The sequence below is a fragment of the Paracoccus binzhouensis genome (assembly GCF_016446475.1).
Taxonomy (GTDB): Bacteria; Pseudomonadota; Alphaproteobacteria; order Rhodobacterales; family Rhodobacteraceae; genus Paracoccus; species Paracoccus binzhouensis.
Map to the genome: position 1 here is coordinate 18582 of NZ_JAEHFP010000042.1, position 14854 is coordinate 33435.

At 68.8% G+C, this 14854-nt stretch carries 13 protein-coding genes; 9 read left to right on the forward strand and 4 right to left on the reverse strand.

The window, feature by feature from the left end:
* Positions 1-41: 41 nt before the first annotated feature.
* On the reverse strand, positions 42-989 hold the full coding sequence (locus I9P22_RS11505; RefSeq protein WP_199259620.1) for a LysR substrate-binding domain-containing protein: 948 nt from the start codon (positions 987-989) through the stop codon (positions 42-44).
* Between the two features lie 175 nt (positions 990-1164).
* On the opposite strand from I9P22_RS11505, the gene I9P22_RS11510 reads away from it, so the two are divergent.
* From I9P22_RS11510 to I9P22_RS11540, 7 genes are all read left to right on the forward strand, one after another.
* On the forward strand, positions 1165-2106 hold the full coding sequence (locus I9P22_RS11510) for an amidohydrolase family protein (RefSeq protein ID WP_199259621.1): 942 nt from the start codon (positions 1165-1167) through the stop codon (positions 2104-2106).
* Positions 2107-2123: 17 nt separating this feature from the next.
* Complete coding sequence (locus tag I9P22_RS11515; protein ID WP_199259622.1) at positions 2124-3029, forward strand: amidohydrolase family protein; 906 nt, start codon at positions 2124-2126, stop codon at positions 3027-3029.
* A gap of 58 nt (positions 3030-3087) precedes the next feature.
* The gene (locus tag I9P22_RS11520; protein ID WP_199259623.1) at positions 3088-4452 is read left to right on the forward strand and encodes a UbiD family decarboxylase; all 1365 of its coding nucleotides are present in this window, start codon (positions 3088-3090) and stop codon (positions 4450-4452) included.
* A complete protein-coding gene (locus tag I9P22_RS11525; protein WP_199259624.1) occupies positions 4449-5045 on the forward strand; it encodes a UbiX family flavin prenyltransferase in 597 nt (198 codons plus the stop codon). The genes I9P22_RS11520 and I9P22_RS11525 overlap by 4 nt, the downstream gene beginning before the upstream one ends.
* 28 nt (positions 5046-5073) lie before the next feature.
* Complete coding sequence (locus I9P22_RS11530) at positions 5074-6105, forward strand: CobW family GTP-binding protein (protein ID WP_199259625.1); 1032 nt, start codon at positions 5074-5076, stop codon at positions 6103-6105.
* 110 nt (positions 6106-6215) lie between these two features.
* Positions 6216-7583 (forward strand): nucleobase:cation symporter-2 family protein, encoded by a 1368-nt coding sequence (locus I9P22_RS11535; protein ID WP_199259626.1) that lies wholly within the window; start codon positions 6216-6218, stop codon positions 7581-7583.
* Positions 7584-7676: 93 nt separating this feature from the next.
* Positions 7677-8951 (forward strand): amidohydrolase family protein, encoded by a 1275-nt coding sequence (locus I9P22_RS11540; RefSeq protein WP_199259627.1) that lies wholly within the window; start codon positions 7677-7679, stop codon positions 8949-8951.
* A gap of 99 nt (positions 8952-9050) precedes the next feature.
* Here the strand turns inward: I9P22_RS11540 and I9P22_RS11545 are convergent, their stop codons facing one another.
* Positions 9051-11123, reverse strand: a complete 2073-nt coding sequence (locus tag I9P22_RS11545) for a TonB-dependent receptor (protein WP_199259628.1) — start codon at positions 11121-11123, stop codon at positions 9051-9053.
* A 358-nt stretch (positions 11124-11481) separates the two neighbouring features.
* Here I9P22_RS11545 and I9P22_RS11550 point away from each other — a divergent pair, with 358 nt between their 5' ends.
* Together I9P22_RS11550 and I9P22_RS11555 are read left to right on the forward strand one after the other, a co-directional pair.
* Entirely contained in the window at positions 11482-13158 is a 1677-nt protein-coding gene (locus I9P22_RS11550; protein WP_199259629.1) for a (2,3-dihydroxybenzoyl)adenylate synthase, read from the forward strand.
* Positions 13155-13619: a chorismate mutase gene (locus I9P22_RS11555; protein WP_199259630.1), complete on the forward strand. Its 465-nt coding sequence runs from the start codon at positions 13155-13157 to the stop codon at positions 13617-13619. The genes I9P22_RS11550 and I9P22_RS11555 overlap by 4 nt, the downstream gene beginning before the upstream one ends.
* Here the strand turns inward: I9P22_RS11555 and I9P22_RS11560 are convergent.
* Both I9P22_RS11560 and I9P22_RS11565 read right to left on the reverse strand, forming a co-directional pair.
* The gene (locus tag I9P22_RS11560; protein WP_199259631.1) at positions 13554-14531 is read right to left on the reverse strand and encodes an ABC transporter substrate-binding protein; all 978 of its coding nucleotides are present in this window, start codon (positions 14529-14531) and stop codon (positions 13554-13556) included. The two genes, I9P22_RS11555 and I9P22_RS11560, sit on opposite strands and share 66 nt — an antisense overlap.
* Before the next feature lie 12 nt (positions 14532-14543).
* Positions 14544-14854 (reverse strand): iron chelate uptake ABC transporter family permease subunit (locus I9P22_RS11565; protein ID WP_199259632.1); only part of this gene is annotated, 311 nt, incomplete at its 5' end.

The window sequence follows — 14854 nt, forward strand, 5'->3', positions numbered from 1 at the left end:
TCTGCTTGCCGGCATGGCCAGCGCCGGCCGGCTGTGGGCGCTCATCGCCGGGTGGTCCCGCCCTCGGCGGTCCTCTCGGCCACCTTCTCGCGGATGATCTCGAGGAAATGCCGCAGGGTGGGGGAGGGGTCGCCCCGGCGGTGGATCGCATAAAGCGGCACCTGCGGCGCGACGGGGGCGATGCTGCGGAACACCACGCCGGGCGGCGCCAGCTCGCGCATGCTGTCCGGCAGCAGCGCCACGCCCATGTTCGCGCCGACCAGGCTCAGCAGCGACTGCACCTCGACCACCTGCTGGCGGATCTGCGGCGTGAAGCCGGCCTGCAGGCAGCATTGATGCAGGTAATCCGCGAATCGCGACTGGCGCAGGCCGAACATCACGAATGGCTGGTCGCGCAAGGCGTCCAGCGCCAGTGCCCCGTCTTGCGTCCCGTCTTGCGCCAGCGGATGCGCCCGCGGCAGGGCGATCATCACCTCCTCCTGCATGATCGGCTCGCGGTGCAGCCCCTCATGCTCGGGCGGCATGCGGAACAGGCAGATGTCGATGCGCCGCTCGACCAGCGCCTCGATCTGGGCCGAGGGCGTCAGTTCGTGCAGCTGCCATTCGACCTCGGGATAGCGATGGCGAAAGGTTTCCAGGGCGGTGGGAATCACCCCGACCAGCGACGAGCTGATGACGCCGATCTCCAGCCGCCCGACCTGGCCGCGGGCGGTCATCCGCGCATGCGAGACCGCCTTGTCCAGCTGTTCGAAGACCAGCGGCACCCGTTCCAGGAAGGCGCGGCCCGCTATGGTCAGCTCGACGCTGTGATGGCTGCGGCGGAACAGCTCGACCTGCAGCGCCTCCTCGAGCTGGCGGATCTGCTGGCTCAGCGGCGGCTGCGACATGTTCAGCCGCCGGGCGGCGCGGCCGAAATGCAGCTCTTCGGCCAGCACCAGGAAATAGCGCAGCGTGCGCAGGTTGAACTGCCTGATCTCTGCAAGGTTCATATCGAAAACCTATCACCATGCCTTGAAAGCGATATTATACGTCTTGTTCTGCGCGTGCCAATCTGCCTGCAAGAGAAATCGCTGCCGTCGGCAAATGCGTCCACCGGGCGCGAGGGGGGCGCAGGGGTTGTCTCGGCCATCGGCCCCATGCGGGCCGAGCAGAAGGAGACCAAGCATGATCATTGATACCAGCTGCTATCCGACCGATCTGGTCGATCTGGCCTGGCAGCATGACGGCGACCCGTTCACCGGCGAGCGCCTGATCCAGATGATGGACGGCCCCTACACGATCAACGGCAAGCCCCGCCGCATCGACAAGGCCTTCATCCAGCCGCCGCAGGGCAACACCATCTACACCTGGACCGATGGCGAGCTTTCGGGCTGCGAATCCATCGACGCCTACATGGCCTATACGCTGAAGATGGTTCAGACATACCCGGACCGCTTCATCGGCTGCTTCGTCTACAATCCGCGCTGCGGGGTGCAGAACGGCGTCGAGGCCATCGAGCGCTATGTCACCGAGCATGGCTTCAAGATGGTGCAGTTCCAGGCGAACATGCACGCCTATCGCCCCGACCGCGCCAAGGACTGGCTGCGCCTGGCGCTGGACAAATGCGCCGAGCTCGGCGTGCTGGTCAAGGTCCATACCGGCGACGGGCCCTATTCCATCCCCTCGGAATGGATCCCGCTGATCAAGGAATATCCGCAGATCAACTTCATCATGGCGCATTTCGGCGTCCAGACCGGCGGCGTCTACACCTTCGAGCCGTTCCAATGGGCGATGGAACTGCCGAACGTCTATTGCGAAAGCGGCTGGTGCCTGCAGTCGCGCATCGTCGAATTCGCCAAGGAGCTGCCGACCCACAAGATCCTTTACGGCTCGGACACGCCGCCGAACGAGCCGGGCATGTGGCTGAACCTGCTCGAGGTGCTGTGCCACGAGCCGCCGCAGGGCATGAACCTGTCCGAAGAGGTGCTCGAGGACTACCTGGGCAACAACCTGGCGCGGATGATCGGGATCGAGCCGACGCCGCATCCCGCGACCTACGAGGACGCCGTCGCCGAGCTTGAGCGCCACGGCATCGAGAACAAGCATTACCTCGCCACGCTCGCCTGACAGACCGGAGAAGAACAATGATCATCGACACCCACCTGCATCCCACCAATCTGGTGGACGAGGCATGGCGGCATACGGGCGAGCCCTTCACCGGCGAGCGGATGCTGAAGCTGATGGACGGCCCCTACATGATCAACGGCAAGCCGCGCCGCATCGACATGGGTTTCATCCAGCCGCCGCCCGGCAATACCGGCTATCGCGACGGCAACCGCCGCGGCCGCGAGGGCATCCGCGACTACATGTCCTATATCGCCGAGCTGTGCCAGAAATACCCTGACCGCTTCATCGGCAATTTCACCTTCAATCCGCGCTGGGGACCGGAGAACGGCGCCGCCGAGCTGGAATTCCACGTCAAGGAATACGGCTTCAAGATGCTGAAGCTGCATGCCAACATGCACGGCTATCGTCCCGACCGCGCGCTGGAATGGCTGCGCCCGGCGATGAAGAAATGCGCCGAGCTGGGCGTGGTGGTGCTGATCCACACCGGCGACGGGCCCTATTCGATCCCGACGCAGTTCTATCCGATCATCCGCGAATTCCCGATGGTCAATTTCATCATCGGCCATTTCGGCATCCAGACCGGCGGCAACTATTCCTTCGAGGCCTTCTGGATGGCGATGGACACCCCGAACGTCTATTGCGAATCCGGCTGGTGCTTCCAGTCGCGGATCGTGGAATTCGCCAAGCAGCTGCCGCCGCACAAGATCGTCTTCGGCACCGACTCGCCGCCCAACAACCCCGGCATGTGGCTGCGCGAGCTCGAGGTGCTGTGCTCGCCCGAGCCGCAGGGGATGAACCTCAGCGAGGACATCCTGGAAGACTATCTGGGCAACAATATCGCCCGCCTGATCGGTCTCGAGCCGACCAAGCCTCCCAAGGACTTGGCCGAGGCCGAGAAGCGCCTCAAGGCGACCTACGTCTGAGGACAGGGGTGCGGGGTTCCCGGCCCCGCACCTTCCCCCGAACCGAACGGACAGGACCATGCGCCAGGATTTCCAAGCCTTCGCCCGCGACTATCGCGACCGCTTTCCGCAGGATGTGCTGCATGTGCCGACACCGCTGGGCTGCGGGCAGGACGTGACGGCGCTGGTCGAGGATCTGGCCCGGCAGGGCAGGGCGCCCATGCTGTCCCTGGACAGCGTGCCGGGCTGCGCCTTTCCGCTGGTGACGAATGTCTTCGCCTCGCGCGAACGGATCGCCCGGATCATGGGCACGGATCTGGCGAACCTGTATGCCGAATACCAGCGCCGCGCCAATGCGCCGATCGCACCGGCCCATGTCGACAGCGGCCCGGTGACCGAGGTGGTGACCGAGGGCGATGCCGTCGATCTGGACCAGATCCCGATGATCCGGCATTTCGACAGCGACCGTGGCCCCTATGTCACCAATGCCATCATCGTGGCCGAGGATCCGGACACCGGCGTCGCGAACCTCAGCTATCACCGTTCCATGCGCCATGCCCGCAATGCCCTGGCGACCAGCCTGCATTCGCGCGGCCATCTGTGGCGCATGTATCAGATCGCGCGCGAGGCCGGCCGGCCGCTGCCCGTGGCCATGGTCATCGGCGCGCATCCGCTGTTCATGCTGGCCGCCTCGGCCCGCGTGGCCTTCGGCACCGATGAACGCGCCATCGCCGGCGCACTGATGGGCGAGGCCCTGCAAGTCGTGCGCACGCCCCGCCATGGTATCGGCGTGCCGGCGGCGGCCGAATTCGTTCTGGAAGGCCATCTCGACCCCGAGGCGCATGTGGCCGAGGGCCCCTTCGGCGAATTCTCGGGCTACAGCTCGGACCGCTCGACCAACACGCTGTTCCATGTCCAGGCGGTGCTGCGCAAGCGCGAGCCCTGGCTGGTCGACGTGGTCGGCGGCGCCACCGACGAACACCTGAACCTGGCCCGCCTGCCGCGCGAGGCCGAGATGTCCGAGAAGCTCAAGGCCCGCTTCCCGGCGGTGACGCGGCTGCATTACCCGACCTCGGGCACGCATTTCCACGCCTATGTCGCGCTCAGGCAAAGCCGCCCGGGCGAGGCGCGGCAGGTGATGCTGGGCCTGCTGGGCTGGGACCCCTATCTGAAGACCGTGATCGCGGTCGACGAGGACGTCGACGTGGTGCAGGACAGCCAGGTGCTCTGGGCGCTGGCCACGCATTTCCAGCCGCATCGCGACATGTTCAGCATCGACGGCCTGCCCGGCAGCCCGCTGGACCCGTCCTCGACCGCCGACGGCACCACCTCGCGGCTGGCGCTGGACGCGACGCGCGGGCCGGATTTCCACGGCATCCGCGCCACGCTGTCGCCCGAGGCGCGGGCGCGGGCCGCCGAGATCCTGCGGGGGGCGGGCGCATGAACGCCCATGCCATCCCGCGCGGGCCCGGCCGCCCCCGGATGGCGGTGGGGATCAGCGGCGCTTCGGGCGTGGTCTACGGCCTGCGCCTGCTGGAACTGTTGCGCGAGCTGGGGGTCGAAACCCATGTGACCGTCAGCCGCGCCGCGCTGCTGACCATGATGCACGAAACCGACCTGAAGCTTTCGGACATCGAGGCGCGGGCGGATGTGCTGTATCGCTCGGACGACGTGGCGGCCTCGATCTCCAGCGGCTCGTTCCGCACCATGGGCATGATCGTCGCGCCCTGCTCGATGAAGACCCTGGCCGAGATCGCGCAGGGCGTCACCTCGAGCCTGATCAGCCGCGCGGCCGAGGTCACGCTGAAGGAACGCCGCCGCCTGGTGCTGCTGGCGCGCGAGACGCCGCTGACCGAAAGCCATTTGCGGAACATGCTGGCCGTGACGCGCATGGGGGGCATCATCGCGCCCCCGGTCCCGGCCTTCTACACGCGGCCCGCCGGCATCGACGCGATGGTGGACCAGACGCTGGGCCGTGTCCTTGACCTGTTCGATCTGGACTGCGCCGGCGTGCGGCGCTGGGTCAAGGCGCCCTGATTTTCTTCAACCTTGGGAGGGTATAACCATGCAAAAGACGGTCAAGGACAAGATCCCGGTCACGGTGCTGACGGGCTTTCTGGGCTCGGGCAAGACCACGCTGCTGAACTACATCCTGCAGGAAAACCACGGCATGAAGATCGCCGTGATCGAGAACGAATTCGGCGAGATCGGCATCGACGGCGGGCTGGTCGTCGGCAGCACCGAGGAGATCTTCGAGATGACCAATGGCTGCGTCTGCTGCGTGGCCGAGGCGCGCGACGACCTGTTGCGCGTCATCCGCCAGCTGCTGGCGCGGCCCGGGCGGCTGGATCATATCATCATCGAGACCAGCGGCCTGGCCGATCCCTATCCGGTGGCGCAGACCTTCTTCCTTGACGACCCGATCCGCGAGGAAACCAACCTGGACGGGGTGATCGCCCTGGTCGATGCCAGGCACATCCTGCGCCACCTGGACGACAGCCTGGTCGAGGCGCATGACAACCAGGCGGTGGACCAGATCGTCTGCGCCGACCGCATCGTGCTGAACAAGATCGACCTGGTCTCCGAGGAGGAGATCGCCGCGGTCGAGGCCCGCGTCGCCTGCCTGAACCAGACCGCCGAGATCATGCGCGCCAGCCATGCGCGGATCGACCTGAAAAGGATCCTCGGGCTGGCGGCCTTCGACCGGAGCCGCAGGATGGCGGCCGAGGTCCGGCACGGCCACGACCATGCCCATCACCCTGCCGCGCCTTGGGACCGGGACGGCGCACACGAGCATGACGCCTCGGTCTCCTCGGTCGGAATCGAGCTTTCGGGCGACATGGACCCGGCCGCCATGGCCCGCTGGGTGCAGGAGATGCAGGGCAGGGACAATGGCGAGCTGTTCCGCATGAAGGGCATCTTCTCGATCAGGGGCGACGACTATTGCTATGTGCTGCACGGCGTGCACGACCAGATCGAGTTTCGCCCGAACCATCCCTGGGCCGACGAGCCGCGCTGCAACAGGATGGTCTTCATCGGCCGCAACCTGGACCGCGCCGCGCTTCAGGCCCGGCTGGCGCAATGCCGGGCCGCCTGAGGCGGCCCCCATCCGAACGGCGGCGGCCCATGGAGGAGAGACGGGCCGCCCGGCCGTGACCGTCCGGCCGGATTGCCGGCCGGCGAACACCGAACAAAGGGGAGGGAAGAATGACAACCACTATTCATCCGGTGGACGAGATCCTGCCGGGCAGGAAGATGCTTGCCCTGGCGCTTCAGCATGTCGCCGTGTCCTATGTCGGATCGGTCGCCGTGCCGCTGATCATCGCCGATGCCCTCGGCTTCACCCGGCACGAGACGATCCTGCTGATCAGCACCACCTTCTTCTGCTCGGGCGTGGCGACGCTGCTGCAGACGGCGGGCTTCTGGCGCTTCGGGGTCAGGCTGCCGATCATGAACGGCGTGGCCTTCAGCAGCGTCTCGGCGATCATCGCCATCGGCACCATGCCGGGCGTCGGCATCTCGGGCGTCTGCGGCGCGGTCATCCTTGGCGGGCTGTTCATCATGCTGATCGCGCCGCTGGCCGGCCGGCTGCGGCGCTTCTTCCCGCCGGTGGTGACGGGCTGTGTCGTCACCGCCATCGGCGTGCAGCTGCTGCCCGTGGCCTATCAATGGACCGGCGGCGGGCATGGCAGCGCCGATTTCGGCGACCCGCTGTTTCTGGGCGTGGCGCTGCTGGTTCTGGTGGTGATCCTGGCGATGAACCGGCTGGGCCCGCCGCTGCTGCGCAACCTGGCGGTGCTGGGCGGCATGGCCGTGGGCGCCGCGGCGGCCTGGCTGCAGGGGCTGGGCGACCTGGACGCGGTGCGCGAGGCGCCCTGGCTGATCGCGCCGGCGCCGTTCCAGTTCGGCATGCCGCATTTCGCGCTGCTGCCCTTCGTCACCATCGCCATCGTGATGATCGTGCAGACGGTCGAATCCATGGGGCTGTTCATCTCGATCGGCGATATCGTCGAGCGCGAGGTGACGCCGCGGCAGGTCTCGGACGGGATCCGCGCCAACGGCCTTGCCAGCGCCGTCGCGGGCGTCTTCGCCGGCTTCCCCTTCATCGCCCATATGGAGAATGTCGGGCTGGTCATTCTCAGCGGCGTGCGCAGCCGCTGGGTGGTGGCGCTGTGCGGGCTGATGTTCTGCATCCTGGCCTTCTTCCCGAAATTCGGCGCGCTGCTGGCCGCGGTTCCGGCGCCGGCCCTGGGCGGCGCGGCCATCGCCATGTTCGGCATCGTCGCGGCGGCGGGCATCCAGGCGCTGGCCAAGGTCGATTACGCCGGCAACCAGTACAACATGCTGATCGTGGCGCTGACCATGGGCATCGCGCTGATCCCGACCCTGTTGCCGACGCTGTTCGGCCAGCTGCCGGACTGGCTGCAATCGATCCTGCACAGCAGCGTCGTTGTCGCCTGCCTGGTCTCGGTCACGCTGAACCTGGTCCTGAACGGGGCCGGCGAGGACCAGGGCCGGGACGCGCATCTGCCGGACGGCGCGGCGGCGCTCGGCTCTGCCCGGGCCGATGCCTGAGATTCGGGCCGCGAAGCCCCGGCCTGCGGCTTCGCGGCGCTCCGTCCATGGCCCAGGCGGCCGCATTCCTTTCCACCAGACCAGAGGCTGACCATGAACCAGATGCAGAAGAACCCCGCCGGGCGCCCGGCGCTGATCCGGGGCGGCGTTCCCCTGTCGGGGGCGGATGCGCCCCGTCCGGCCGATGTGCTGATCGGCGCCGATGGCCGCATCGCCGCGATCGCCGGCCGCATCGACCCGCCCGAGGGCTGCCGGATCCTCGAGGCTGGCGGCTGCCTGGTCTCGCCCGGTTTCGTCGACGCGCATCAGCACCTGGACAAGACCGGGGTGCTGCGCCTTGCCCCGAACCCCTCGGGCACGCTGCAGGGCGCGCGGGACGCCTTCGCGCGCTATGCCCGCAGCGCCCCGCCCGAGGACGTGTTCGACCGCGCCTCGAGGACCATCGCGCAATGCCTGTCGCATGGCACCACCGCCATCCGCAGCCATGTGAACGTGGACAAGGACGCCGGCTTCAACGGCATCGAGGCGCTGGCACGGCTGCGCGCGGACTGGGCCGACCGGGTGCGGGTGCAGCTGGTGGCCTTCATGTCGCCGCATCCGGGGCAGGATCTGGACTGGCTGCGCGCCAATATCGACCGCGCGGCGCGGTCGGCGGATGCCGTGGGCGGCACCCCCGCCGTGGCCGAGGATCCGGACCGCTATCTCGACCTGATCTTCCAGGCGGCCGCGCGTCACGGCCTGCCGGTCGACCTGCACATGGACGAGCATCTCGACCCGACGCGGCTGCATTTCGACAAGGTGTTCGAGCGGGTCCGGCGCTTCGGGATGCAGGGCAGGACCGTGCTGGGCCATGCCTCGGTGCTGAGCGCCCTTCCGCCCGCGCAGTTTCGGCGCATCATGGAGGAGATCCTGGAGCTGGAGATCGGGCTCGTGACGCTTCCGGCGGCGAACCTCTATCTGCAGGGCCGCGACAGCGAGAGGCTGCCGCCGCGCGGGCTGACGCGGGTGGCCGAGCTGGCGCGGGCGGGCGTGCCCATCGCCACCGCCTCGGACAATATCCAGGATCCCTTCGTGCCGACCGGCTCGGGCGACATGCTGGAGATCGCCCGCTGGACGCTGCTGGCCGGGCATCTCAAGGGCGAGGAGCTTGCGACCACCCATGACATGATCACCGCGACCCCGGCGCGGCTGATGGGGCTTGACGATTACGGCCTGCGCCCCGGCGCGCGCGCCGACCTGGTGATCGCCCGGGCGCCGGACCTCGCGGCGCTGGTCGCCGGCGGCACCGATCACCTGCGGGTGCTGTCGGCCGGAAGGCTGGTTTCGGAAAGCGCGCTGCGCCAGGGTTTCGAGCCCTGCGCGGCCTGACCGGGCGGCTGGCGGCGAGCGCCGCGGTTCCCCGGATCGGCCCGGGGCCCCGGGCGGCAAAGGGGGATGCCCCGCTTATCCCCGGGGCATCCCTTTTCGTCATAAGGTCACCTTCAGGCCGATGCCCACCTCGCGCGGCTCGACCACGGTGGCCTCGAAGCCGCCGATCGAGCGGCTGGCGCGCAGATAGGTCACCGAACGGTCGTCGAACAGGTTGTTGACATAGGCGAAGGCCTGCAGGTTCTCGCGCGGCTGCCAGGTCAGCCGGGCATTGGCCACCGTATAGGCATCCACCCAGGTCTCGCGGTCCTCGTTGTCGTCGGAATAATAGCCGTCGGTGTGGCGCAGCTGGCCGCTAAGCCGCCATTCGGGGGTGATGTCCCAATCCGCCGCCAGCGACAGCGTGTAGTCCGGCGAGCGGCCGAAGCGGTGGCCCTGGTAATCCGCCGCGGCGCTGGTGAAGCGGCTGATCTCGGTATGCAGCAGGCCCAGCCCCGCCTTGACCCGCAGGTTGTCGCGCAGCAGGTAGTCCATGCCCAGTTCGAGACCATAGGACTTGGCGCGCTCGGCATTGACGGTGATCGAGCTGCCGATGTTCTCGGGCAGGCTGGTCACGACATAGCGCTGCGCATCCTTGAGCCGGGTGTAGAACAGGTTGCCGGTCAGCTCCAGCCGGTCGTCGAGCAGCCGGGTGCGGCCGAAGATCTCGTAGTTCCACGAGGTCTCCGCGTCAAAGGGCACATATTCGCCGCTGGTCAGGTTCAGCGTCACCCCGCCGGGGTTGTAGCCCTTGCTGACCATGACGCCGATGCGGCTCGCTTCGTCCAGGTCATAGGCCAGCGCCACCCTGGGCAGCCAGGCGTCGAAGCTTTCGTCATAGTCCAGCACGTTCGGGGTAAAGCTCGACACCCCGCGCCGGGTGATGTCGTCGCGCTGATAGCGCAGCCCGCCGGTCAGGCTCCAGCGGTCGGCCAAGCGCCAGGTGGCCTCGGCGAAGATCCCCAGGCTGTCCTTGCGGTCGTCATAGGTGGTGGTGCCGCGGTAATCCAGCAGCTCGTCCGAATCGGTGCGCGAGACGAACAGCCCCGCCACGCCGCTGATCCGGTCCCCGGGGGTTCCGAAGGTCACGCGCGTCTCGTTCGAGGTCACGTCCTGGTCCAGGATCGCCGTGCCCGAACTGACCGGCTCGGTCGAACGCTTGATCCAGATGTCGGAATATTGCAGCTGGTTGAACAGCGTCCAGCCGTCGCCGAACTCGTAGCTCAGGTCCAGGATGGTGGTGTTCGTGCGCAACCGCCAGCTGGGATTCGAGGCGGTGGCGCTTTCCAGATCCTCATAGGGCTCGGTCGCGGCTTCCCAGTTCGGCCGGTTGGTCAGGCTGTGCGAGAAGGTCAGCTTGCCCTCGAATCCCGGCAGGTCCTTCGGCTGCCACAGCAGCTTGGCGCGGATGGTGCGGGATTCGTGGTCCTGGTCGGTCGCGCCGACGGCGAAATCCGGGTTGGTATAGCCGATGTAATTGTCGCGCGCCCAGTAGTCGACGGCGATGCGCCCGGCCAGGTCCTCGGACAGGGGCCCCGAGGCCATCAGGCTGGCGCGGCGGCGGCTGTGGCTGCCATATTCCAGCTGCGCGGCGCCCTCGGGCTGGAAGGTCGGATCCTTGGTCCTGACGATGATCGCCCCGGCGATCGAGTTCGCGCCCTGGGTCGCGGTCTGCGGGCCGCGGAAGACCTCGATGGACTCGACGTCCCACAGCGCCTGGCTGCCCCAGACGATCTCGTTATAGCCCAGATAATGCCCGTCCAGGTTGAAGGCCAGCCGCGGCGCCGTGCCGCCGAAGAAGGCCACCGCGCCGGAATTGGGCCCCTCGCTGTCCTGGCCGCGGATGGTGGGCGCGCCGCCCTGGCCGCCCGAGGCGACATAGGTCACGTTGGCGATGCCCGTCGCCGCATCGGCGATGCTGTCCTGCCCGCCGCTTTCCTCGAAGTCGCGCGTGGTCAGCACCGCCACCGACGAGGCGGTGTCCTTGACGCTACGCGCCTGCTTTTCGCCGGTCAGGACGATTTCGTCCAGCCGCAGCGGTCCGTCCTGATCGTCCTGCGCCAGCGCGGGGGTGGTGGCCAATGCCAGCATGGCGACCGTGCCAAGCAGCCTCGGGATTTCGCGTCCATTCATCTCCAAACCCTATCCAGATAGATACCGTGGGCTGGCGAATGCTGGCTGCCATATGCGATTCCGTCCCGCCGGCGGGAAACCGCCGAGCGACAGCGCCGGGTTAACCGATTGACAAGGCTTGACGCAAGGGGTGGTGCGGCCCCGGAACCCGAGGCGTGACCCCAGCGCCACAACCCGCGCCGTGGGGTCACTTTACACCCGTCTGCGGTTGTGCGACAGTAATCCGATAAAAAAACTAGGATACCGTGCGTTCAGCCCTCCGCCAGTCGCCACGGTCGGGATTTCGGCGGAGCGGAACGGTCCTTCCCCGGGAAAGGTCTGCCCACCCTTCGCCAGCGGATTGCGAAAGGAGATTGCCGTGGCAGATCACGCCTTGGATTGGCAGGCCCGCTGCCCCTTCTGGCCCCAAGACATTGCAGACCGTTACCGCGAGGCCGGGGTCTGGCGATACGAGACCTTCTTCGACCTTCTGGCGCGGCAGGCCGGGCAGGCGGGCGGGCGGATCGCCCTGATCGACGGCGACCGGCAGATCGGCTACGACCGGCTGCACCGCGATGCGCTGGCGCTGGCGGGCGGGCTGTCGGCGCTGGGACTGGTCCGCGGCGACCGGGTGGTGGTGCAATTCCCCAACTGCGCGGAATTCGTCACGCTGTTCTTCGCGCTTTGCCGGCTGGGCGTGGTGCCGGTGCTGGCCCTGCCCGGCCACCGCGACCTGGAGATCGGCCAGTTCGCCGATTTCACCGGCGCCCGCGCCATCCTGACGGCGCAGCGGCCCGGGGGATACGACATGGTGGCGCTGGCCCGGCGGGTGCAGGATCGAGTGCCCTCGGTCCGGCATGCGGTGGTGCTGGGCGACAGCCGGGACGCGCTGGCCTTCGACAGCCTGCTGCGGCCCGATGTTCCGCTGCCCGCCGGCCCGGGCCCCGAGGACGTGGCCTGCTTCCAGATCTCGGGCGGGACCACCGGGGTGCCGAAGCTGATCCCGCGCCGGCACATGGAATATCTCTACAACATCCGCATGGCGGTGGCGGCCAGCGGTCTGGACGCGGATACGCGCTATCTGTGCGTGCTGCCGATGATGCACAACTTTCCCATGGCCTGCCCGGGCTTCCTGGGCACGCTGCAGGCCGGCGGCACCGTGGTCATGGCGCCCGAGCCCGAGGCCGGGATCTGCTTCGACCTGATCGCCCGCCACCGCGTCACCGTGACCGCGCTGGTGCCGCCGGTGGCGCTGCTGTGGCTGGACGCGCAGGCCGGGCTGGCGGCCGACCTGTCCTCGCTGCGGCTGCTGCAGGTGGGGGGCGCCAAGCTCAACCCCTCCAGCGCCCGGCGCATCCGGCCCGGGCTGGGCTGCCAGTTGCAGCAGGTCTTCGGCATGGCCGAAGGTCTGATCTGCTTCACCGCGCTAACCGACAGCGAGGAGCGCATCGTGACCACCCAGGGCCGGCCCATGTCGCCCTGGGACGAGGTGCGCATCATCCGCCCGGACGGGCGCGAGGCCGCCATCGGCGAGGCCGGTGAACTGGAGGTGCGCGGCCCCTATACCATCCGCGGCTATTACGACATGCCCGAGCACAATGCCCAGGCCTTCACCGCCGACGGCTTCTATCGCTCGGGCGACATCGCCCGGCGCGACGCCGACGGCGCCATCACCGTCGAGGGGCGGGCCAAGGACCAGGTGAACCGCGGCGGCGAGAAGATCGGCGTCGACGAGGTCGAGGACCTGCTGATCGCCCACGGCTCGGTCCTGGACGCGGCGGTCGTGGGGCGGCCCGACGCGCTGATGGGCGAAAGGCTCTGTGCCTTCGTGCTGGCCGCGCCGGGCGCCACGCCCCGGCCGGGGGCGCTGCGCCGCCATCTGGCCGAGGCCGGCCTGGCCGCCTTCAAGATCCCCGACGAGGTGATCGTGCTGGACCGCTTCCCGCAGACCGGCGTCGGCAAGGTCAACAAGCGCCAGTTGCGCGACCTGCTGCGCGAGGCGCATTTCCCCACCCCCCTTGCCCCCCTTGCCGCCCGGCAGGAGGAAAGCGCATGAGCCTGCCCGCCGTGGCGCCCGAGGACCTGGCGCCGGACCTGGTCCCGCCCGAGGCCGTGGCGGGGCTGGGCGAGGTCCGGCGCGGCATCGACCTGATCGACGCCCGCATCGTGGCGCTGCTGGGGCTGCGGCTGCGCTATGTGCTGGCGGCGGCGGATTTCAAGCCCGACATCGCCTCGATCCCCGCGCCCGACCGGGTGCGGCAGATGCTGGACCAGCGCGCCGCCTGGGCGGCCGAGGCGGGCCTGTCCCCCGACTTCATCGGCCCGCTGTTCGGCCAGCTGGCGGAATGGTTCATCCGCCAGCAGATCGTGCATTGGCGCGAGCACCGCGCGGGACGGCCGGCCGTGGCCGCCCCGACTCCAACCCCGGCCCCAGCTCCAGCCCCGCCGGGCTCAGCGCGCGGTCCCGGCCAGCCAGCCCTCGACCGCGTCCAGAGTGTGCATGGCGCTGGCGACTGACGGGCTGGTCACCTTGGCGGAATCCAGGAATACCAGCCGCCCCTCGCGCGCCGGGGCCATGAAACGGTCCCAGCCGGGCGAGAGGCGGTCCAGCGCCGCGCGCGCGGCCGCCGCGTCCCGCGCCGGGGCGGCGAAGCTGGTCATCACCAGCAGCAGGTCCGGGTTCAGCCCGGCCAGGCTTTCGGCGCCGATGGGCAGGATCAGCATCGAGCGCGATTGCCGGGGCGAGCCCTCGCCGGCGATTTCGGCCCGGCGATAGCCCAGATCCTCCAGCGCCTGCACCGCGCCCGACATGCCGGCCACGACATTGGCCTGGTCGGTCAGCATGACGATCAGATAGGTCTTTTCCCCCGGCGTCTTGGGCAGGCCATCCGCGAACCGGCCGTGCAATCCGTCCAGCCGGGCCTGATAGGCGGCCCTGAGTTCGCGGAAGCGGTCCTCGCGGTGCAGGACGCGCGCCAGTTCCGCCTGCACGCTGAAGCCGTGCGCGGTGGCGGCGCTGGCGTTCTGCAGATAGACCGGCGCCACCGCCGACAGCGCCCGGGCCTTGCCGGCATCGTAATCGGTGCCGACGATCAGGTCGGGCCGCAGCGCGCGCAGCTTTTCCAGGTTGATGCTGCCGACCGGGCCGATGCCGGGGATCGGCGCGGCCTCCCTAGGGCGGTCCAGCATCTCGTGCAGGAAATCCACCCTGGTCAGGCTGGAGCCGTCGTCGCCCCGGCCGTAGATCCCGACCACCGGCACGCCCAGCTCGATCAGCGGCACCGCCAGCACCGGCTCGTGCAGCGCCACGACGCGCTGCGGCTGGTCGGGGATCTGCACCCGCCGTCCCGCGTCGTCCGTCACCTCGGCGGCCCGCCCGGTCCCGGCGGCGGCCAGCGCCACAAGGGCGGCCATCAGCAATCGACGCATTTCGTCCTCCTTTCAGCTTGAACTCGTCCGCAGCAGCAGCCGCATCCGCAGCGCCAGCACGAAAACCGGCGCGCCCAGCGTCACCAGAACCAGCCCGACCGGCAGGCCGATATCGGTGCCGGCATTGCGCGCCAGCAGGTCGGCCGCCGTGACCAGCAGCCCGCCGGTCAGCGCCGCGAGCAGCAGCCGCGCCCGGCCCGAGGCCGGCGACAGCGCCCCTGCCAGCTGCGGCGCCATGACCCCCAGGAACATCAGCGGCCCCACGGCCGTCAGCGCCGCCGAGCTCAGCAGCACCGCCGCGACCAGGACGGCCGCCCGCACCC

Excerpts from the sequence above, each read along its gene's own strand:
- I9P22_RS11505 (WP_199259620.1), bottom strand. The coding sequence starts at position 989 with ATGAACCTTGCAGAGATCAGGCAGTTCAACCTGCGCACGCTGCGCTAT.
- I9P22_RS11510 (WP_199259621.1), top strand. The coding sequence starts at position 1,165 with ATGATCATTGATACCAGCTGCTATCCGACCGATCTGGTCGATCTGGCC.
- I9P22_RS11515 (WP_199259622.1), top strand. The coding sequence starts at position 2,124 with ATGATCATCGACACCCACCTGCATCCCACCAATCTGGTGGACGAGGCA.
- I9P22_RS11520 (WP_199259623.1), top strand. The coding sequence starts at position 3,088 with ATGCGCCAGGATTTCCAAGCCTTCGCCCGCGACTATCGCGACCGCTTT.
- I9P22_RS11525 (WP_199259624.1), top strand. The coding sequence starts at position 4,449 with ATGAACGCCCATGCCATCCCGCGCGGGCCCGGCCGCCCCCGGATGGCG.
- I9P22_RS11530 (WP_199259625.1), top strand. The coding sequence starts at position 5,074 with ATGCAAAAGACGGTCAAGGACAAGATCCCGGTCACGGTGCTGACGGGC.
- I9P22_RS11535 (WP_199259626.1), top strand. The coding sequence starts at position 6,216 with ATGACAACCACTATTCATCCGGTGGACGAGATCCTGCCGGGCAGGAAG.
- I9P22_RS11540 (WP_199259627.1), top strand. The coding sequence starts at position 7,677 with ATGAACCAGATGCAGAAGAACCCCGCCGGGCGCCCGGCGCTGATCCGG.
- I9P22_RS11545 (WP_199259628.1), bottom strand. The coding sequence starts at position 11,123 with ATGAATGGACGCGAAATCCCGAGGCTGCTTGGCACGGTCGCCATGCTG.
- I9P22_RS11555 (WP_199259630.1), top strand. The coding sequence starts at position 13,155 with ATGAGCCTGCCCGCCGTGGCGCCCGAGGACCTGGCGCCGGACCTGGTC.
- I9P22_RS11560 (WP_199259631.1), bottom strand. The coding sequence starts at position 14,531 with ATGCGTCGATTGCTGATGGCCGCCCTTGTGGCGCTGGCCGCCGCCGGG.